Genomic DNA, 17349 nt, shown 5'->3' on the forward strand with positions numbered 1-17349 from the left:
CATGATCTTCAAGCGATCCATCCAGCGTTACGGGCGCACGCCCGAACCGGAAACCCCATATCAGCGTGCCGGCCAGCTCTGGGACGAGCGCATCGGCTCGGCGCGCGTGCAGGCGAAGAACTGGCGGCTCGTCGCCTTCGGATGTCTTGGTCTGACCGGCATCCTGATCGGCTCGAACGTCTGGCAATCGATGCAGAGCCGCGTCGCCCCCTACGTCGTTGAGGTGGATCGGCTCGGTGAAGCCCGCAGTGTAGCGCCGGCGATCCAGAACTATCAGCCCACCGACGGGCAGATCGCCTGGTTCCTGAGCCGGTTCATATCGAACGTGCGGTCGGTCTCCACCGACCCGGTATTGGTCAAGCGCAACTGGCTTGATGCATACGACTTCGCTACCGACCGCGCGGCGATTTTCCTCAACGAATATGCCCGTAGCAACGATCCGTTCGCGGGTATCGGCCAGCGCAGCGTATCGGTGCAGGTGACGAGTGTGGTCCGCGCCTCCGACACCAGCTTTCAGGTTAAGTGGACCGAAAGCATCTACGAGCGTGGCAGCTTGGCCAGAACCGAACGCTGGACCGCCATGCTGACGGTGAAGATGCAGCCGCCCAAAACTGCCGATGCGCTCCGCAAGAATCCACTCGGCCTGTTCGTCAACGCTATCGACTGGGCACGGGAACTCGAAGGCCCGCCGGCGACGGCGGACCAGCAGCCTCCGCAGCAGCCCATCGTTCCGGCTCCAACAACGCCGACCGCAATGCCCGTGCAGGATAGCGCGCCGGTTCAGGCCGCGTCGGCCAGTCCCGCCAATGAAGGAGATTCCGCCCCATGACCCGGATCATTGTCCTGTCCGTCTCGGCACTGGCGTTGTCCGCCTGTGCCGGCAAGACGACACCGCCGGCGATCAGCTATGACACCGCTGACTTCCAGCCCGCGCACCAAGAAGCCGAACCGCCCAGGCCGGTCGAGATCGTCGAACAGCCAGTGCCGCTTCCCTTGCCGGGGCAGCTATTGCCGCCGCCATCGGTGAAGGCCGACAACAGCCCTCCCACCGCACGGGTGGAAGCCGCGAACCGCGCCGCCACGCGCGAGCCGTCGAGAGCGGGTTATATTAATGCCGTGCAGGTCTATCCCTGGACCGAAGGAGCACTTTACCGGCTCTATGCCGCACCCGAACGGGTGAGCGACATCGCGTTGCAGCCTGGCGAGAAGCTGGTGGCGGTTTCGGCCGGTGACACGGTGCGTTGGGTTATCGGTGACACTGCAAGCGGCGCTGGAGATCAGGCCCGCGTGCATGTGCTGGTCAAGCCGTTTGCGCCGGGGTTGGCGACCAACATGGTCATCACCACCGATCGCCGCGCCTATCATCTGGCGCTCGAAAGCACCGACAGGACGGCGATGGCCGCTATAAGCTGGACCTATCCGCAAGACCGGCTTGTGGCGCTTCAGCGCCAGAACCAACAGGCCGAGCAGGCGCAGCCGGTGGCCGATGGCATATCGCTCACCAACCTGCGCTTCCGCTACGAGATCACGGGTGACAGCCCGCCGTGGCGGCCGGTTCGCGCCTGGGATGACGGGAATAAGGTCTATATCGAGTTTCCCGCGCGACTCGATCAGGGGGAAGCGCCGCCGTTGTTCGTGGTCGGCCCGCTCGGTGACAGCCAGCTCGTCAACTACCGCGTCAGCGGCAACCATTACATCGTCGACCGCCTGTTCGCGGCGGCTGAATTGCGTCTCGGCGAAAACCCGCAAGCCGTCGTGCGGATCAGCCGAACTGACGGTCAGGCCGGGAGGACGCGGAAATGAGCGAGCCGCCCGTTGATCCGATCGCGCCGGAGCCGGAAGCGCAAGCCGCGTCGCCCGCGCCGCCCTCAAAAGCCGCGCCCGACACCTTGGTTCTGCGCGCCAGCCCCCGCCGTGTGGTGCGCTTCCGGCGGGGCGTCATCATCGGCGGCGCGGCCGTCGGTTCGCTCGCCATTGCCGGCGTCGCCTGGATGGCGCTGGGGCCGAAGACGCTCCAGATCGTCGCGGCCGGCGAGGACAAGGCCATCACCGACCGGCATACTCCCGCCGATCAGGTGATGAACCTGCCGGGCAGCTATGGCGAGGTCGCGCGCGGCGTCCCGGTGCTGGGAGCGCCGCTCCCCGGAGACCTGGGTAAGCCGATCCTTGATCGCCAGCGCCAGCTTGCAGGCGATGACCCCACACCGGCGATGACCCCTGAGGAACAGGCCGCAGAAGCCGAACGCCAGCGTCTCGCTGGGCAAGCCGCGCAGGCCCGCGAGGCCGGCGTCATGGTGCAGTCGTCGGGCCGTTCGACGGGCACTGCCATGGCCTTCAGCCAGAGCGCCGCTGACGTCCCTATCGCTCCGGAGCCACCGGCCGCGAGCGATCGCCTCGCGCTCGACCCGGAGCACGATCAGAACAACCAGCAGCGCAAGCTGGATTTTGTCGGGCGGCAGGCGTCGGGCGGGATCTATAACGCCCATGTGCTGGAGACACCGGCATCGCCCTATCAGGTGATGGCGGGGAGCGTCATCGCCGCCAGTCTGCTCACCGGGCTTAATTCCGACCTGCCGGGCATGGTCATCGCGCAGGTGACGGAGAATGTATTCGACACCGTGACGGGGCGGACCCTGCTCATTCCCCAGGGCGCCCGTCTGATCGGTAGCTATGATAGCGTCGTGGCGTTTGGACAGAGCCGTGCGCTGCTCGTCTGGCAGCGGATCATACTGCCCGATGGCTCCTCCATCCAGATCGACAATCTGCCTGCTACCGATGCGGCGGGCTATGCCGGCCTTGAGGACAAGGTGGATTTCCACACCTGGCGCCTGCTCAAAGGTGTGGCGCTCTCGACGCTGCTCGGCGTCGGCACCGAAGTGTCGATCGGCGACGATGAAAGCGATCTTGTCCGCGCCGTCCGTCAGTCGACCCAGCAGTCCGCCAATCAGGCAGGGCAGCAGATCGTCACCAGGAATCTCAACATCCAGCCCACGATAACCGTCCGCCCCGGATGGCCGCTCCGCGTGATCGTTCACAAGGATTTGCAATTGCGGCCCTGGGGTGGCGCTCGCTGACAGGAGAACGCCCCATGCTCAAACTCGCCAAACTTCCAGACCGCACGCCGGTCAAGATCGCGATCACGGTGACACCGGACCTAGCGCACACCCTTGCCGACTACGCCGCGATCTACAATCGGGCCTATGCCGACAAGGCGGCGGTGGCCGACCTGATACCGGCGATGCTCGAAACCTTCCTCGCCAGCGACCGCGCATTTGCGAAAGCGCGCCGTGATGTGGAGAGCGGGACGTGAGGCGCCGCAGAGTCATCGGCCGTTTCAAGCGGTCGAAGCAAGGCGGTTGGGAGGGCGAAATCACCACGCTCACCATCCAGCGAAAAATCCGTCTCGTCCCCAACGACAATCGGGTCAGCGACAACGCGCCCGCGTTTCGTGTGATGCTGGGGTGGCAGACGGTTGGCGATGCCTGGGAGAAGGAATCGCGGAGCGATCCACCGCGCGATTATCTACGCGTCGAAATTGACGACCCATTTTATCCGCTCAAAGTCATGCTGTTCCCGGACGCGGAAGGCATGACCGCGCAGATGGTGTTGCCCTTTGCCCATGCATCCGCCGTTCCCCCGAATATGGGTTAGATATGACGGAGTTTTCCGAGCCTCCCGAACGCCTCCTGAAACTGGAAGAAGTCACGCGGCGCGTTGGTCTTGGAAAGTCGATGATCTACCGGCTTATCACCCAGGGACGTTTCCCCGCCCCCTACAAAATATCGCCTTATGCTTCCCGTTGGAGCGAGCATGAGATTGTCGCATGGATCGACAAGGTGAAAGATGGCTTTGAAGGGAAACGCCGCAAGTTCTGGTAGGGGCGTCGATCATGCTACCGCTTGCAAACCGCGATGCTTGAGATGTCGCGCGCCGGGTCAATGACAATATCGGCGGATTTGCGTTCGGAATAGCGATCTACGAGTTGATCGGCATGCGGCCGTAACAGGATAGTGAACCGTATCAATTCCTCCATCACATCCACGATGCGATCATAATAGCCTGACGGTTTCATTCGACCCGTTTCGTCAAACTCCTGAAACGCCTTGGCTACGCTCGACTGATTGGGGATCGTGAACATCCGCATCCAGCGGCCGAGCAGGCGCAGCGTATTGACCGCATTGAATGACTGCGAGCCGCCGGACACTTGCATCACCGCGAGAGTGCGTCCTTGCGTGGGGCGCATACCTTTCATTTCGAGCGGTAGATGGTCGATTTGCGCTTTCATGATGCTGCTTATCTGGCCGTGACGCTCCGGGCTGCACCACACCATGCCTTCCGACCACATGGCATGGTCGCGCAATTCGTGAACGGCGGGATGATCGTCCCCCTTCACCTGATCGGGCAATGGCAGATCAGCCGGATCGAAAATCCGCGTTTCCGCGCCGAACAATTGGAGCAGCCTTGCGGCTTCCTCGACAGCGTGGCGCGAGAAGGACCGTTCGCGCAAGCTACCATACAGGAGCAGGATGCGCGGCGGCGGATCGCCCGCACCAAGACCAACGGCGGGCCGCTCACGGATATAGCGGAGATCGAGGGCGGGCAGATGACGCGGATCGGAAAGCGCGCGGAGACGGGTCAAGCGATGGCTCCTTTCTCATACCAGCCGCGAGTCCGCTTCACGATGGCGACCACGGAGAGCATGACCGGAACCTCGACCAGCACCCCGACCACGGTTGCGAGCGCCGCCCCCGACTTGAGGCCGAACAGGCTGATTGCGGCGGCCACGGCCAGCTCGAAGAAATTGGATGCGCCGATGAGCGCGGAGGGCGCGGCGACGCACCACGCGACGCCAAAGCGGCGGCTTAGCCAATAGGCCAGCCCGGCGTTGAAATAGACTTGGATCAGAATGGGGACGGCCAGCAGGCCGATGACCAATGGCTGTTCAATGATCGCCTCGCCCTGAAAGCCGAACAGCAACACCAGCGTTGCCAGCAAGGCGACCAGCGACACAGGCCCAAGGCGAGCCAGCAGGCCGTCTAGGGCGGATTGCCCGCCTGCCGCCAACACAGCGCGCCGGACGAGCTGCGCGACGACCACCGGCACCACGATATAGAGGCCGACCGAAAGCAACAGCGTATCCCACGGCACCGTCACCGAAGCCACGCCGAGCAACAGCCCGACCAGCGGCGCGAACGCAAAGACCATGATGAGGTCATTCAAGGCGACCTGACTCAATGTGTAAGTCGGCTCACCGTCACACAGGTTGGACCAGACGAACACCATTGCCGTGCAGGGTGCGGCGGCAAGCAGGATCAGCCCGGCAATATATGACGATGCTTCGCCCGCTGGCAGTAGCGGCGCGAACAGCCAGCCGATGAACAGAGTGCCGAGCAGTGCCATCGAGAAGGGCTTGACCGCCCAGTTGATGAACAGGGTGACACCGACACCCTTCCAATGCTGCCTGACGCTTCCAAGCGCCCCAAAGTCGATTTTGAGCAGCATTGGCACGATCATCAGCCAGATCAGCACCGCGACCACGAGATTAACGCGGGCGACTTCGGCCGCTGCGATCACGCTGAACAGACCGGGTAGCGCATGGCCGAGCGCAATGCCCGCCACGATGCACAGCGCCACCCACAGGCTTAGATACCGCTCGAAAAAGGAAATGCCGGGACGAGACGGCACCGTGGCCGCAAGGGGAGCCGTTGACATATTCGCCTCAGATGACCCGTTGGCCTTGTTCATCCACGACCCGTTCGCCATCTTCCTTGGCGAACGCGCCCTGTTGCGGCACAGGCAACAGGTCCAGCACCGCTTCCGAAGGGCGGCACAATTTCACACCGAGCGGCGAGACGACCAGCGGCCGGTTGATAAGGATTGGATGCACCATCATCGCGTCTAACAAGGCGTCGTCGGTTAGGCTTTCGTCGCCCAAGCCAAGTTCAGCGTATGGTGTGCCTTTCTCGCGCAAGAGGTCGCGCGGCGCGATTCCCGCGCGTTCGATAAGCTGGACGAGCAAGGCGCGCGCAGGCGGCGTTTTCAGATACTCGATAATGTGCGGCTCGATCCCGGCATTGCGGATCAGGCCCAACACGTTCCGCGAGGTGCCGCACTCCGGGTTGTGATACACGATAATGTCAATCGGCATTGTTGCTTGCTTTCGGATGGGTAGTGCCTTCGGCTTGGCCGATTTCGCGGAGCTTGGCGGCGAGCGTCATGCGGTCGATGCTGTCATGGGGCAGCGCGAGGAACAGCGTGATACGATTCAGCATGTAGCGAAGGGCGCGGACAAAGGCTTCCCGCTGGCCTTCCCCTTCGACCTTGGCAGGATCTTCGATCCCCCAATGGGCCGTGATCGGCCGCCCCGGCCAAACCGGGCAGGTTTCGCCCGCAGCGTCGTCGCAGACAGTGATAATGAGGTCGATCTTCGGCGCACCCGAAGCCGCAAACTCATCCCAACTTTTGGAACGCAGCCCATCGGTCGGATAGCCGAGCGAGGCCAGCACGTTCAATGTCATCGGATGCACGTCGCCTTTCGGGAAGCTGCCCGCCGAGAAGGCCCGGAAGCGGCCTTCTCCCAGCTTGTTGAGCGCGCTTTCCGCCAAGATCGAACGGGCCGAATTGCCGGTGCAAAGGAACAGGACGTTGTAAACCTGATTGCTCATGCACAACCCTCCTGTCCGCACCGGCTGTCCAGCGCGACCTTGACGAGAGGCGCGCAGATTTCAGGATGCCCGGCGCAGCAATCCTGCATCAGATATTCGAGCAACGCGGTCATGTTCTCATATCGTGCGGTGTAGATAATCGACCGCCCATCCCGCCGACTTTCGATAAGGCCCGCGTGGGACAAGATGCTCAGGTTTGACGAAAGCGTGTTCGGCGGCACGTCGAGGCGACGGGCTATTTCGCCCGCCGCCATGCCTTCGTGGCCCGCTTGAACCAACATGCGGAAAGCAGCGAGACGCCCTTCATGGGCGAGAGCGGCGAGCGCGGAGAGGGCGTTCTTAAGTTCCATATTTCGACTATATAGGAAATTTCGATTCGAGCAACCTTCGGATGGCGTCGTAAATTGGCGCAAGTCCCGCTACCGAATATCAAATGCCCTGCGGCACCTCCGAGAATGTCTGCTCACATTGCGCCGTCGCAGGAGTTGCAGCCCAATTCAGGGACGCAGAACAAGCGATCGGTTAGTTGCTCAAAGGAGCCGGATTCATTATAGAAAGGGAGCCGATGATTTGATCGCCATGCGTTCGGATCAAGTGGAAGAACGGCAAAACTGCCCTGCGTGGTTTCCAGCGTGGCTTTCTGGATTTGGCGAGTAAATTAGGGTTCGTAAAACAGCAACATATCGCCTGAGTTCGAATCCCTCCCGCTCCGCCATTTACCGCCGATCACCGCATCGCCGCCAAGCGGCTATACGCCCCGCAAATCACCGCCGTTCTTACGCTACAGCCTGATGATCAGCGACGACAGGCACCGACCTGATTGCGGCTGTTGGAACCGCTTAGCTCACTGATTACAACCAGATCACAAGACAAGGGCGGTGACGATGGCCGAAGTACTAGACGAGGGACCGTTCTTTCACGGTACAATCGCGAATTTGTGCGTGGATGATTTCCTCACCGCAGGATACCGGTCGAACTATCGTCCCGACGTGGTGATGAACCACATCTACTTCACTGCCATTGTGGACGGTGCCGGGCTTGCCGCTGAAATCGCGGCGGAGCTCGCCGGAGGCGACGCAGCCCCGCATGTTTATGTCGTAGAGCCGACCGAGACATTCGAGAACGACCCGAACGTGACCGACAAGAAATTTCCCGGCAACCCCACTCGGTCGTATCGCAGCAGCGCACCGCTCAAGATCATTGGCGAAATCACGCATTGGACCAGATTGACGCCCGAAGCATTACGATTGTGGAGAGAACGTCTGACCGCACTGCGTTCAGACGAACGAGGCGACATCATCAACTGATGCGCGGCGGCGCGCAGCTCATGCTCATCACACGATCGAATCGCTAAAGGGAGACGGTCAGCAAACCACCCCATCATAGCGTTCCTCTTTGCCTCAATGTCGGAGGGCTATAGCGCAGATGTAGTTCTCCGTTTCGTCGGCTTCGGCCCGCCAGCGTCCTCGCCTGCGAAAAGCGCCCCGGTGCCGCGTCAGGGCGGCAGCACCGGGGCGTGCCCTGCCGGTTAGGCCAGATCGAACCGGTCGGCGTTCATCACCTTGGCCCAGGCCGCGACGAAATCGTGCACGAACTTGTCGCCCGCGTCCGCCGCGGCATAGACTTCGGATATCACCCGCAACTGCGCGTTCGAACCGAAGACGAGGTCGGTGCGCGTCGCCGTCCATCGCGGCGTATCGGTCGCGCGGTCGGTGCCGACGAATTCCTCGTCGCCAGCCTCGTCCACTTCCTTCCACGCCGTGCCCATGTCGAGCAGATGCACGAAGAAGTCGTTGGTGAGTTGCCCCGGCCGATCGGTGAAGACGCCGTGTTTCGACCCGCCGTGATTGGCGCCGAGCACGCGCAGCCCGCCGACCAGCACCGCCATTTCGGGCGCGCTGAGGCCGAGAAGCTGGGCACGATCGATCAGCAGCTCCTCGGTCGGCACGCTGAAGCGCGTCTGGAGGTAGTTGCGGAAGCCGTCCGCCTTGGGTTCGAGCGGTTCGAAGCTGTCCGCATCGGTCTGCTCGGCGGTCGCGTCGACGCGGCCGGGGGCGAAGGGCACCGTCACCCTCTTGCCAGCGGCCTTCGCCGCCTGCTCGATGCCGACGCCGCCGCCGAGCACGATCAGGTCGGCGATCGAGACCGGCTTGCCGACATCGCGCTGGATGCCCTCATAGACCTTGAGCACCTTGGCGAGTTCGGCCGGCTCGTTGACCTCCCAGCTATTCTGCGGCGCCAGACGGATGCGCGCGCCGTTGGCGCCGCCGCGCTTGTCCGATCCGCGGAACGTGGAAGCGGACGCCCAGGCGGTTTTCACGAGCTGCACCACCGAAAGGCCCGAATCGGCGATGCGCTTCTTCAAGGCGGTGACGTCGCTGTCCCCGATCGGCGCGTAATCAGCCTTGGGCAGCGGATCCTGCCAGATCAGGTCCTCCTCGGGCACGTCGGGGCCGAGATAGCGAACCTTGGGCCCCATATCGCGATGGGTGAGCTTGAACCAGGCGCGCGCCCAGGCATCGGCGAAGGCGGCCGGATCGTCACGGAAACGCTCGGCGATCTTGCGGTATTCGGGATCGACCTTCATCGCCATGTCGGCCGTCGTCATCATCGTCGGCACGCGCCTGTCGGGGCTGTGCGCGCCCGGCGCCAGATCGTCGGGCGCGACGTTGACCGGCTGCCATTGTTTCGCCCCCGCGGGGCTCCTGACCAGTTCGTATTCGTAATCGAGCAGCATGTGGAAATAGCTGTGATCCCACTTGGTCGGCGTCGGCGTCCACGAGCCTTCGAGCCCGCTGGTGATGGTGTGATCGCCGACACCGCTTTCATGCCCGCTGATCCAGCCCAAGCCCTGCTGCGCGATGTCCGCGCCTTCGGGTTCGGCGCCGACCAGCGCGGCATCGCCCGCGCCGTGGCACTTGCCGAACGTGTGCCCGCCCGCGGTCAGCGCGAGCGTCTCCTCGTCGTTCATCGCCATCCGCGCGAAGGTCTCGCGGATGTCGCGGCCCGATTGCGCCGGATCGGCATTGCCGCCGGGGCCTTCGGGGTTGACGTAGATGAGACCCATCTGGATCGCCGCGAGCGGGTTTTCGAGCACCATCTCCTTGTCGGGATCGATCCGGGTCTGGCCCAGCCATTCCTCCTCGGTGCCCCAATAGACGTCCTTTTCGGGCTCGAAAATGTCCTCGCGCCCGCCGCCGAAACCGAACACCGGCCCGCCCATCGATTCGATCGCGACGTTGCCGGCCAGGATCAGCAGATCCGCCCAGGAAAGGTTGCGCCCGTATTTCTGCTTGATCGGCCACAGCAGGCGCCGCGCCTTATCCAGATTGGCGTTGTCCGGCCACGAATTGAGCGGCGCGAAACGCTGATTGCCCGACGAGGCGCCGCCGCGCCCGTCGCCGGTGCGATAGGTGCCCGCGCTGTGCCACGCCATGCGGATGAAGAACGGGCCGTAATGCCCGTAATCGGCGGGCCACCACGGCTGGCTGTCGGTCATCAGCGCGTGGAGATCGCGCTTGACGCCCGCGTAATCGAGCGCCTCGAACGCCTTGCGATAATCGAAATCGTCGCCCAGCGGATTGCCCGAGCGGCCGTGCTGGTGAAGGATATCGAGCGATAGCTGGTTGGGCCACCAATCGCGGCTGGTGCGGCCGAGCAGCGAGCGTATCGCGCCTTGTTGATGCATCGGGCAGCCGTCGCCCAGCGGATCACTTGTCGTCGCGTCCATGCTCTCTCTCCTCATGTCTTCGGCTGTCGGAAGCGAGGCTAGGCCCGAGTCGTCAACGACGGAAGCGATTAAGATCGGTCAGGTTGAGCGAGAAAATCGATTGATCGGCACCGCGCGATCACGCCCTCGACCAAAGCGGCCGGGCCTGTGATATGGGACGGCGCAACGAAAGGATGATCGCTATGAAGACCCGTGCCGCCGTCGCGTTCGAGGCGAAACAGCCGCTGGAGATCGTTGACCTCGATCTGGAGGGGCCGAAGGCGGGAGAAGTGCTGATCGAGATCATGGCGACGGGCATCTGCCACACCGACGCCTATACGCTCGACGGGCTGGACAGCGAGGGGCTGTTCCCCTCGGTGCTGGGGCATGAGGGGGCGGGGATCGTGCGTGAGGTGGGCGCGGGCGTGACCAGCGTGGCGCCGGGCGATCACGTCATCCCGCTCTACACCCCCGAATGCCGCCAGTGTAAATCGTGCCTGTCGGGCAAGACCAATTTGTGCACCGCGATCCGCGCCACGCAGGGCAAGGGGTTGATGCCCGACGGCACCACGCGCTTTTCGTACAAGGGCCGGCCGATCTTCCATTACATGGGCTGTTCGACCTTTTCGAACTTCACCGTGCTGCCCGAAATCGCAGTGGCGAAAATTCGCGAGGACGCGCCCTTCAAGACGAGTTGCTATATCGGCTGCGGCGTCACCACCGGGGTGGGCGCGGTGGTCAACACCGCCAGGGTGCAGGCCGGCGAGAACGTCGTCGTGTTCGGGCTGGGCGGGATCGGGCTCAACGTCATCCAGGGCGCGAAGATGGTGGGCGCGGGGCGGATCATCGGCGTCGACATCAACCCCGACCGCGAGGCATGGGGCCGCAAGTTCGGGATGACGCATTTCCTCAATTCAAAGGGCCTGTCGCGCGAGGAGACGATCGCGAAAGTGATCGAACTGACCGACGGCGGCGCCGATTACAGCTTCGATGCGACCGGCAACACCGAGGTGATGAGGACGGCGCTCGAATGCTGCCATCGCGGCTGGGGCGAAAGCATCGTCATCGGTGTGGCGGAAGCCGGCAAGGAGATCGCGACGCGGCCCTTCCAGCTCGTCACCGGGCGGGTGTGGAAAGGCACCGCGTTCGGCGGCGCGCGCGGGCGCACCGACGTGCCGAAAATCGTCGACTGGTACATGAACGGCCGAATCGAGATCGACCCGATGATCACCCATGTGCTCAGCCTCGACGAGATCAACAAGGGCTTCGATCTGATGCATGCGGGCGAAAGCATCCGCAGCGTCGTGGTGTACTGAAAAGGGGAGGGAAACGATGTTCAGCCATGTGATGGTCGGCGCCAATGATGTCGCGGCGTCGAAGGCGTTCTACGATGCGATCCTCGGCGCGCTCGGCGCGAAGCCGGGGATGACCGACGCCAAGGGCCGGGTGGTCTATGCGCACAACGGCGGGCTGTTCATGATCACCGCCCCGATCGACGGCGCGCCTGCCTGCCATGCCAATGGCGGCACGATCGGGTTCGCCGCCGCTTCGCCGGCGCAGGCCGACGCCTGGCACGCCGCCGGCGTCGCCAACGGCGGCACGACCTGCGAAGACCCGCCCGGCGTGCGCGAGGGCGGGTTCGGCAAGCTCTATCTCGCCTATCTGCGCGATCCCGCGGGCAACAAATTGTGCGCCGCGCACCGGATGGAGTGATGGACGCAGCCCGCTGGATCCTCACGCTCGCGTGCGAGGATCGCGTCGGCATCGTCGCGGGGGTCAGCGGCTTCCTCGCCGAGCGCGACGGCTTCATCACCGACAGCCAGCAATATGCCGATCTGGAGACCGGGCGATTCTTCATGCGCGTCGTCTTCCAGGCCGGCGGGGCGCACTTCCCGGCCGATACGGCCGCGCTGCGGGCGGCGTTCGCGCCAGTCGCCGCGCGGTTCGCGCTCGATTGGGGGCTGGTCGAGGCGGCCGCGAAGCCACGCGCGATCATCGCGGTATCGACGGGTTCGCACTGCCTTGCCGATCTGCTCCATCGCCGCCGCTCCGGCGCGCTTTCGATCGAGATCGCCGGCGTCGTCGGCAACCATGACAATCTGCGCGCGCTGACCGAATGGCACGGCATCGCCTTCCACCACCTGCCCGTCACCGACGCCAATCGCGCCGAACAGGAAGCCGCGATCGAGGCGGTGATGGCGGAAACGCAGGCCGATTACCTGGTGCTCGCGCGCTATATGCAAGTGCTGTCGGCGGATATGACCGCGCGGCTCGCGGGGCGCTGCATCAACATCCACCACAGCTTCCTGCCCGGCTTCAAGGGCGCGCGGCCCTATCACCGCGCGCACGAACGCGGGGTCAAGCTGATCGGCGCGACCGCCCATTTCGTGACCGGCGATCTTGACGAGGGGCCGATCATCGAACAGGCGGTCGAGCGCGTCGATCATCGCGCCTCGGTGGACGAGATGATCCGCACCGGCCGCGACATCGAGGCACAGGTGCTCGCGCGCGCCGTGGGGGCAGTGGGCGAGCGGCGCGTTTTCCTCAACGACGGCAAGACGGTGGTGTTCCGGTGACGATCGAGACGGTTTCGCAGAACAAGGCGCACGGCGGCGTGCAGGGCGTCTATCGCCATCGATCGACGGCGACGGGCACCGACATGACCTTCGCAGTATTCGTGCCCGCGCACGAAAAGGGCGCACGACTGCCGGTGCTCTGGTACTTGTCGGGGCTCACCTGCACCCACGCCAATGTCACCGAGAAGGGTGAGTATCGCGCCGCCTGCGCCGCGCACGGCGTGGTCTTCGTCGCCCCCGACACGAGCCCGCGCGGCGAGGACGTGCCCGACGACGAGGCGTATGATTTCGGGCAAGGCGCGGGCTTCTACGTCGATGCGACCCAGTCCCCCTGGGCCACCGGTTTCCGCATGAAATCCTATGTCGAGGACGAATTGCCCGCGCTGGTCGCGGCGCATTTTCCGATCGATCCCGGCCGGCAGGCGATCACCGGCCATTCGATGGGTGGGCACGGCGCGCTGACGATCGGCTTGCGCAACCCGGCGCGGTTCCGCAGCATCTCCGCCTTCGCGCCGATCGTCGCCCCCGGCCGCGTGCCGTGGGGCGAAAAGGCGCTTGCCGCCTATCTGGGCGACGATCGCACGGCGTGGCGCCCCTATGATGCCTGCGCGTTGATCGAGGATGGCGCGCGCGTGCCCGAAATGCTGGTCGATCAGGGCGACGCCGACCCGTTTCTCGCCGAGCAGCTTCGGCCGGAGCTGTTGCGCGTGGCGTGCGACGAAGCGGGAATCGCCCTGACGCTGAGGATGCAGCCGGGCTACGACCACAGCTATTATTTCATCTCCAGCTTCATGGCCGATCATGTCGCCTGGCACGCCGAAAGGCTCGGCGCATGACCTACGATGTGCTGATCGTCGGCGGCGGACACGGCGGCGCGCAGGCCGCGATCGCGCTGCGCCAGAACGGCTTTTCGGGCAGCATCGCCATCGTCGGCGACGAGCCCGAATTGCCTTATGAACGCCCGCCGCTTTCCAAGGATTATCTCGCGGGCGACAAGCCGTTCGAGCGGCTGCTGATCCGCCCGCCCGCCTTCTGGGAAGAGCGCGCGGTGACGATGCTCACCGGGCGCCGTGTCGTTACGGTCGATCCGGCCGAGCGCGCGGTGATGACCGCGGACGGCGCCACGATCGGCTACGGCACACTCGTCTGGGCGACGGGGGGCACGCCGCGGCGGCTGACGTGCGCGGGACACGATCTTGCGGGCGTCCACGCGATCCGCGCGCGCGCCGATGTCGATCGGCTTGCCGCCGAACTGCCGGAGACGGCGCGCATCGTCGTGATCGGCGCCGGCTATATCGGGCTTGAGGCAGCGGCGGTGCTGAGCAAGTCGGACAAGCAGGTGACGGTGCTCGAAGCGCAGAATCGGGTGCTCGCGCGCGTCGCCGGCGACGCCCTTTCCGAATTCTACGCCGCCGAACACCGCACGCACGGCGTCGATCTACGGCTTGGCGTCGGCGTCGAATGCCTGGAGGGCGATCGCCGGATCAGCGGCGTCCGGCTTGCCGACGGCACCGTCATCCCCGCCGATCTCGCGATCGTCGGCATCGGCATCGAGCCCGCGGTCGCGCCGCTGATCGACGCCGGCGCCGCAGGCGGCAACGGGGTCGCCGTCGACGCGCAATGCCGCACCAGCCTGCCGCACGTCTTCGCGATCGGCGATTGCGCGCGCCACGCCAACGCCTTTGCCGACGGCGCCGAGATCCGGCTCGAATCGGTGCAGAACGCCAATGACATGGCCAATGTCGCCGCGCGAACCATCCTCGGTGAGCCGGCAAGCTACGACGCGGTGCCGTGGTTCTGGTCCAACCAATATGATCTCAGACTCCAGACGGTGGGGCTGTCGATCGGCCACGACACCGTGATCGTGCGCGGCGACCCCGCCACGCGGCGCTTCTCGGTGATCTATCTGCGCGGCGACCGCGTGATCGCGCTCGATTGCGTCAACATGGTCAAGGATTACGTCCAGGGCCGCAAGCTCGTCGAAGCCGGCGCCGCGCCCGACCGGGCCGCGCTTGCCGATCCGGCCGTGCCGCTCAAGGAACTGATCTGACCCTAGCCGCCTTCCGCGTCAAACCTGAACCGTTCGCCCTGAGCTTGTCGAAGGGTCGTTCTTGCTTCCGCGCCCGAGGGGCAAAGAAGAACGGTGCTTCGACAAGCTCAGCACGAACGGGGGATTGAAACGGTCTCTACGCCCGCACCGCGGCGAGGAAATAATCGAGTCCGAGATCGTCGCTGAGCACGAACCCCTTGGCGGGCGACAAGGCGAGCCCGCGCCGGTCGATCACGCGCAAACCGGCCTCAGCGAGCGAAGCTGCCAGCTCATCGGGGGTGATGAACTTGTTCCAGTCGTGCGTGCCGCGCGGGATCTGGCCTGTGCCCTCGCCGATCGTGATCAGTGTCAGCTTCGATCGCGCAGTGCGATTGGGGGTCGAGACGATCAGCAGACCGTCATCGGCGAGCACATCGACAAGCCCGCGCACGAACGCCGCGACATCGGCGACGTGTTCGATCACCTCGAGACAGGTGACGAGATCGAAGCGCGTGCCGGCAAGCGCGGCCAGCTCGCCCGCGCGATAGGCGATGTCGAGCCCCGACTGGCCGGCGTGCGCGGCGGCGGCGGCGATATTCTCAGGCGCGGCATCAAGCCCCGTCACCGCCGCGCCCAGCCGCGCGAGCGGCTCGGCGAGCAGGCCCGCACCGCAGCCGACGTCGAGCGCGGTCCTGCCGGCGAGCGGGGTGAAGCCTTGCCCGTCGCCGCCCCAATGCCGGTCGATCTGCTCGCGGATAAAGCCGAGCCGCGCCGGATTGAGCCGATGGAGCATCGCCGACGAGCCGTTGGGATTCCACCAATCGGCCGCGAGCGCCCCGAAATGCGCGGCTTCGGCCGCATCGATCGTCGTCGCGTCTGTCATTCCCGCTCCATAGCCGACCCACCGCATGGCGTCGATTGCGCAGCGGGCGAGGGGGGCGAAACAAAGGGTAACTTTCGCCGGCCCAAGGCGACATGATCGGCGCGTCGCTTGCCTTTGCGGGGCGGCGTTTCTATCAGGCGCCGTCTTCTCCCTCCGGTACAGGAAGTTTCTCCCCCGATGGCGCGCATCGTGATGAAGTTCGGCGGCACCTCGATGGCCGGCATTGAGCGCATCCGGAGCGTGGCGGCGCGCATCAAGCGCGAGGTCGAGGCCGGCAACGAGGTCGCGGTCGTCGTCTCGGCGATGGCGGGCGAGACCGACCGGCTGGTCAATTTCTGCCGCGAGGCGAGCTCGCTCTACGATCGCCGCGAATATGACGTGGTGGTCTCCTCGGGCGAGCAAGTGACGAGCGGGCTGCTCGCGATCGCACTCCAGGCAGTGGGCGTGCGCGCACGAAGCTGGATGGGCTGGCAGCTCCCGATCCGCACCTCCGACGGGCACGGCTCGGCCCGGATCGCCGAGATCGACACCCGCGCGCTCGGCGCGGCGCTGTCGAGCGGTGAAGTGGCGGTGATCCCCGGTTTCCAGGGCGTCGCGATGGGCGAGCGCGTGACCACGCTCGGGCGCGGCGGATCGGATACCTCGGCGGTCGCGATGGCGGCGGCGATGCAGGCCGATCGCTGCGACATCTACACCGATGTCGACGGGGTCTACACCACCGATCCGCGCATCGTGCCCAGGGCGCGCAAGCTGAAGCGCGTCACCTATGAGGAAATGCTCGAACTCGCCAGCGTCGGCGCCAAGGTGCTCCAGACGCGCTCGGTGGGGCTGGCGATGAAGGAAAAGGTCCGCGTTCAGGTGCTGTCGTCGTTCCTCGACGAGGACGGGGGCTCGGAGCCCGGCACGCTGATCGTCGGCGAAGAGGAACTGGAAAACATGGAACAGCAACTGATCACCGGGATCGCGCACGACAAGAACGATGCGAAGATCACGCTGACCGCGGTGCTCGATCAGCCCGGTTCGGTCGCGGCGATCTTCTCGCCGCTCGCCGATGCGGGCATCAACGTCGACATGATCGTCCAGAACGTGGCGCATTCGGGCGATTCGACCGACGTCACCTTCACCGTGCCGACCGCTGATCTCGCGCGCTCGATCGAGGTGCTCAACGCCGCGCGCGAGCGGATCGGCTTCATCGACCTCAAGCACGACACCCGCGTCTCCAAGATCTCGGTGGTCGGCGTCGGCATGCGCAGCCACGCGGGTGTCGCCGCGACGATGTTCCAGACGCTGGGCGAACGCGGCATCAACATCCAGGCGATCACCACATCGGAGATCAAGGTCAGCGTGCTGATCGAGGAGGATTATACCGAGCTTGCGGTGCGCGTGCTGCACACCGCCTACGGCCTCGATGCGGAAGAAGATCCGGCGTAAGGTTCCGCCGCGCCGACCACCCGCCCCCCAAGCATCTCTGCAATGCCCCCAAGCAA

At 64.8% G+C, this 17349-nt stretch carries 20 protein-coding genes; 13 read left to right on the top strand and 7 right to left on the bottom strand.

Annotated features, from left to right (window positions below; genetic code table 11):
* Position 1 precedes the first annotated feature (1 nt).
* The 6 genes from trbF to DFR49_RS11790 are packed head-to-tail and all read left to right on the top strand — an operon-like array spanning position 2 to position 3878.
* Positions 2–829, top strand: coding sequence for a conjugal transfer protein TrbF (gene trbF / locus DFR49_RS11765; protein ID WP_107393695.1), 828 nt, complete (start codon positions 2–4; stop codon positions 827–829).
* The gene (gene trbG, locus DFR49_RS11770) at positions 826–1803 is read left to right on the top strand and encodes a P-type conjugative transfer protein TrbG (RefSeq protein WP_107393696.1); all 978 of its coding nucleotides are present in this window, start codon (positions 826–828) and stop codon (positions 1801–1803) included. The genes trbF and trbG overlap by 4 nt, the downstream gene beginning before the upstream one ends.
* A complete protein-coding gene (locus DFR49_RS11775; RefSeq protein WP_107393697.1) occupies positions 1800–3074 on the top strand; it encodes a TraB/TrbI/VirB10 family type IV secretion system protein in 1275 nt (424 codons plus the stop codon). Before trbG ends, DFR49_RS11775 begins: the two co-directional genes overlap by 4 nt.
* 14 nt (positions 3075–3088) lie before the next feature.
* On the top strand, positions 3089–3310 hold the full coding sequence (locus tag DFR49_RS11780) for a DUF2274 domain-containing protein (RefSeq protein ID WP_107393698.1): 222 nt from the start codon (positions 3089–3091) through the stop codon (positions 3308–3310).
* On the top strand, positions 3307–3651 hold the full coding sequence (locus tag DFR49_RS11785) for a DUF736 domain-containing protein (protein WP_107393699.1): 345 nt from the start codon (positions 3307–3309) through the stop codon (positions 3649–3651). The genes DFR49_RS11780 and DFR49_RS11785 overlap by 4 nt, the downstream gene beginning before the upstream one ends.
* A 2-nt stretch (positions 3652–3653) precedes the next feature.
* On the top strand, positions 3654–3878 hold the full coding sequence (locus tag DFR49_RS11790) for a helix-turn-helix transcriptional regulator (RefSeq protein WP_107393700.1): 225 nt from the start codon (positions 3654–3656) through the stop codon (positions 3876–3878).
* 14 nt (positions 3879–3892) lie between these two features.
* Here the strand turns inward: DFR49_RS11790 and arsH are convergent, their stop codons facing one another.
* The 5 genes from arsH to DFR49_RS11815 are packed head-to-tail and all read right to left on the bottom strand — an operon-like array spanning position 3893 to position 7015.
* Positions 3893–4639, bottom strand: a complete 747-nt coding sequence (gene arsH, locus DFR49_RS11795; protein ID WP_107393701.1) for an arsenical resistance protein ArsH — start codon at positions 4637–4639, stop codon at positions 3893–3895.
* A complete protein-coding gene (gene arsB, locus DFR49_RS11800; protein WP_107393702.1) occupies positions 4636–5712 on the bottom strand; it encodes an ACR3 family arsenite efflux transporter in 1077 nt (358 codons plus the stop codon). The genes arsH and arsB overlap by 4 nt, the downstream gene beginning before the upstream one ends.
* A 7-nt stretch (positions 5713–5719) precedes the next feature.
* Positions 5720–6148 carry an arsenate reductase (glutaredoxin) gene (arsC, locus tag DFR49_RS11805; RefSeq protein ID WP_107393703.1) on the bottom strand — a complete coding sequence of 143 codons (429 nt, stop codon included), beginning with the start codon at positions 6146–6148 and terminating at the stop codon, positions 5720–5722.
* The gene (locus DFR49_RS11810; RefSeq protein ID WP_107393704.1) at positions 6138–6665 is read right to left on the bottom strand and encodes an arsenate reductase ArsC; all 528 of its coding nucleotides are present in this window, start codon (positions 6663–6665) and stop codon (positions 6138–6140) included. The genes arsC and DFR49_RS11810 overlap by 11 nt, the downstream gene beginning before the upstream one ends.
* The gene (locus DFR49_RS11815) at positions 6662–7015 is read right to left on the bottom strand and encodes an ArsR/SmtB family transcription factor (RefSeq protein ID WP_107393705.1); all 354 of its coding nucleotides are present in this window, start codon (positions 7013–7015) and stop codon (positions 6662–6664) included. Before DFR49_RS11815 ends, DFR49_RS11810 begins: the two co-directional genes overlap by 4 nt.
* A 534-nt stretch (positions 7016–7549) precedes the next feature.
* Here DFR49_RS11815 and arr point away from each other — a divergent pair.
* Positions 7550–7972 (top strand): NAD(+)--rifampin ADP-ribosyltransferase, encoded by a 423-nt coding sequence (gene arr, locus DFR49_RS11820; protein WP_119035859.1) that lies wholly within the window; start codon positions 7550–7552, stop codon positions 7970–7972.
* Positions 7973–8193: 221 nt separating this feature from the next.
* On the opposite strand, the gene katG is transcribed toward arr, so the two are convergent.
* A complete protein-coding gene (katG, locus tag DFR49_RS11825) occupies positions 8194–10395 on the bottom strand; it encodes a catalase/peroxidase HPI (RefSeq protein ID WP_119035860.1) in 2202 nt (733 codons plus the stop codon).
* A gap of 182 nt (positions 10396–10577) precedes the next feature.
* On the opposite strand from katG, the gene DFR49_RS11830 reads away from it, so the two are divergent.
* Genes DFR49_RS11830 through DFR49_RS11850 form a run of 5 tightly spaced genes read left to right on the top strand, consistent with a single transcriptional unit; the run spans position 10578 to position 15000 of the window.
* Positions 10578–11690 carry an S-(hydroxymethyl)glutathione dehydrogenase/class III alcohol dehydrogenase gene (locus DFR49_RS11830; RefSeq protein ID WP_119036391.1) on the top strand — a complete coding sequence of 371 codons (1113 nt, stop codon included), beginning with the start codon at positions 10578–10580 and terminating at the stop codon, positions 11688–11690.
* A 16-nt stretch (positions 11691–11706) separates the two neighbouring features.
* Positions 11707–12087: a VOC family protein gene (locus DFR49_RS11835; RefSeq protein ID WP_119035861.1), complete on the top strand. Its 381-nt coding sequence runs from the start codon at positions 11707–11709 to the stop codon at positions 12085–12087.
* Positions 12087–12950, top strand: a complete 864-nt coding sequence (purU, locus tag DFR49_RS11840; RefSeq protein ID WP_119035862.1) for a formyltetrahydrofolate deformylase — start codon at positions 12087–12089, stop codon at positions 12948–12950. Before DFR49_RS11835 ends, purU begins: the two co-directional genes overlap by 1 nt.
* Complete coding sequence (gene fghA, locus DFR49_RS11845) at positions 12947–13786, top strand: S-formylglutathione hydrolase (RefSeq protein ID WP_119035863.1); 840 nt, start codon at positions 12947–12949, stop codon at positions 13784–13786. The genes purU and fghA overlap by 4 nt, the downstream gene beginning before the upstream one ends.
* A complete protein-coding gene (locus DFR49_RS11850) occupies positions 13783–15000 on the top strand; it encodes an NAD(P)/FAD-dependent oxidoreductase (RefSeq protein WP_119035864.1) in 1218 nt (405 codons plus the stop codon). Before fghA ends, DFR49_RS11850 begins: the two co-directional genes overlap by 4 nt.
* Before the next feature lie 136 nt (positions 15001–15136).
* Here the strand turns inward: DFR49_RS11850 and ubiG are convergent, their stop codons facing one another.
* Positions 15137–15862 carry a bifunctional 2-polyprenyl-6-hydroxyphenol methylase/3-demethylubiquinol 3-O-methyltransferase UbiG gene (gene ubiG / locus DFR49_RS11855; protein WP_119035865.1) on the bottom strand — a complete coding sequence of 242 codons (726 nt, stop codon included), beginning with the start codon at positions 15860–15862 and terminating at the stop codon, positions 15137–15139.
* A 177-nt stretch (positions 15863–16039) separates the two neighbouring features.
* Here ubiG and DFR49_RS11860 point away from each other — a divergent pair, with 177 nt between their 5' ends.
* On the top strand, positions 16040–17293 hold the full coding sequence (locus tag DFR49_RS11860) for an aspartate kinase (protein WP_119035866.1): 1254 nt from the start codon (positions 16040–16042) through the stop codon (positions 17291–17293).
* Positions 17294–17349: the final 56 nt, after the last annotated feature.

The sequence above is a fragment of the Hephaestia caeni genome (assembly GCF_003550065.1).
Lineage (GTDB): Bacteria > Pseudomonadota > Alphaproteobacteria > Sphingomonadales > Sphingomonadaceae > Sphingomonas > Sphingomonas caeni_A.

Coding starts and splice junctions, on each gene's coding strand:
- DFR49_RS11810 (WP_107393704.1), bottom strand. CDS start 6,665: ATGAGCAATCAGGTTTACAACGTCCTGTTCCTTTGCACCGGCAATTCG.
- katG (WP_119035860.1), bottom strand. CDS start 10,395: ATGGACGCGACGACAAGTGATCCGCTGGGCGACGGCTGCCCGATGCAT.
- DFR49_RS11790 (WP_107393700.1), top strand. CDS start 3,654: ATGACGGAGTTTTCCGAGCCTCCCGAACGCCTCCTGAAACTGGAAGAA.
- DFR49_RS11860 (WP_119035866.1), top strand. CDS start 16,040: ATGGCGCGCATCGTGATGAAGTTCGGCGGCACCTCGATGGCCGGCATT.
- purU (WP_119035862.1), top strand. CDS start 12,087: ATGGACGCAGCCCGCTGGATCCTCACGCTCGCGTGCGAGGATCGCGTC.
- arsB (WP_107393702.1), bottom strand. CDS start 5,712: ATGTCAACGGCTCCCCTTGCGGCCACGGTGCCGTCTCGTCCCGGCATT.
- trbG (WP_107393696.1), top strand. CDS start 826: ATGACCCGGATCATTGTCCTGTCCGTCTCGGCACTGGCGTTGTCCGCC.
- DFR49_RS11850 (WP_119035864.1), top strand. CDS start 13,783: ATGACCTACGATGTGCTGATCGTCGGCGGCGGACACGGCGGCGCGCAG.
- ubiG (WP_119035865.1), bottom strand. CDS start 15,862: ATGACAGACGCGACGACGATCGATGCGGCCGAAGCCGCGCATTTCGGG.
- DFR49_RS11815 (WP_107393705.1), bottom strand. CDS start 7,015: ATGGAACTTAAGAACGCCCTCTCCGCGCTCGCCGCTCTCGCCCATGAA.
- DFR49_RS11780 (WP_107393698.1), top strand. CDS start 3,089: ATGCTCAAACTCGCCAAACTTCCAGACCGCACGCCGGTCAAGATCGCG.
- arr (WP_119035859.1), top strand. CDS start 7,550: ATGGCCGAAGTACTAGACGAGGGACCGTTCTTTCACGGTACAATCGCG.
- trbF (WP_107393695.1), top strand. CDS start 2: ATGATCTTCAAGCGATCCATCCAGCGTTACGGGCGCACGCCCGAACCG.
- DFR49_RS11775 (WP_107393697.1), top strand. CDS start 1,800: ATGAGCGAGCCGCCCGTTGATCCGATCGCGCCGGAGCCGGAAGCGCAA.
- arsC (WP_107393703.1), bottom strand. CDS start 6,148: ATGCCGATTGACATTATCGTGTATCACAACCCGGAGTGCGGCACCTCG.
- DFR49_RS11835 (WP_119035861.1), top strand. CDS start 11,707: ATGTTCAGCCATGTGATGGTCGGCGCCAATGATGTCGCGGCGTCGAAG.
- DFR49_RS11830 (WP_119036391.1), top strand. CDS start 10,578: ATGAAGACCCGTGCCGCCGTCGCGTTCGAGGCGAAACAGCCGCTGGAG.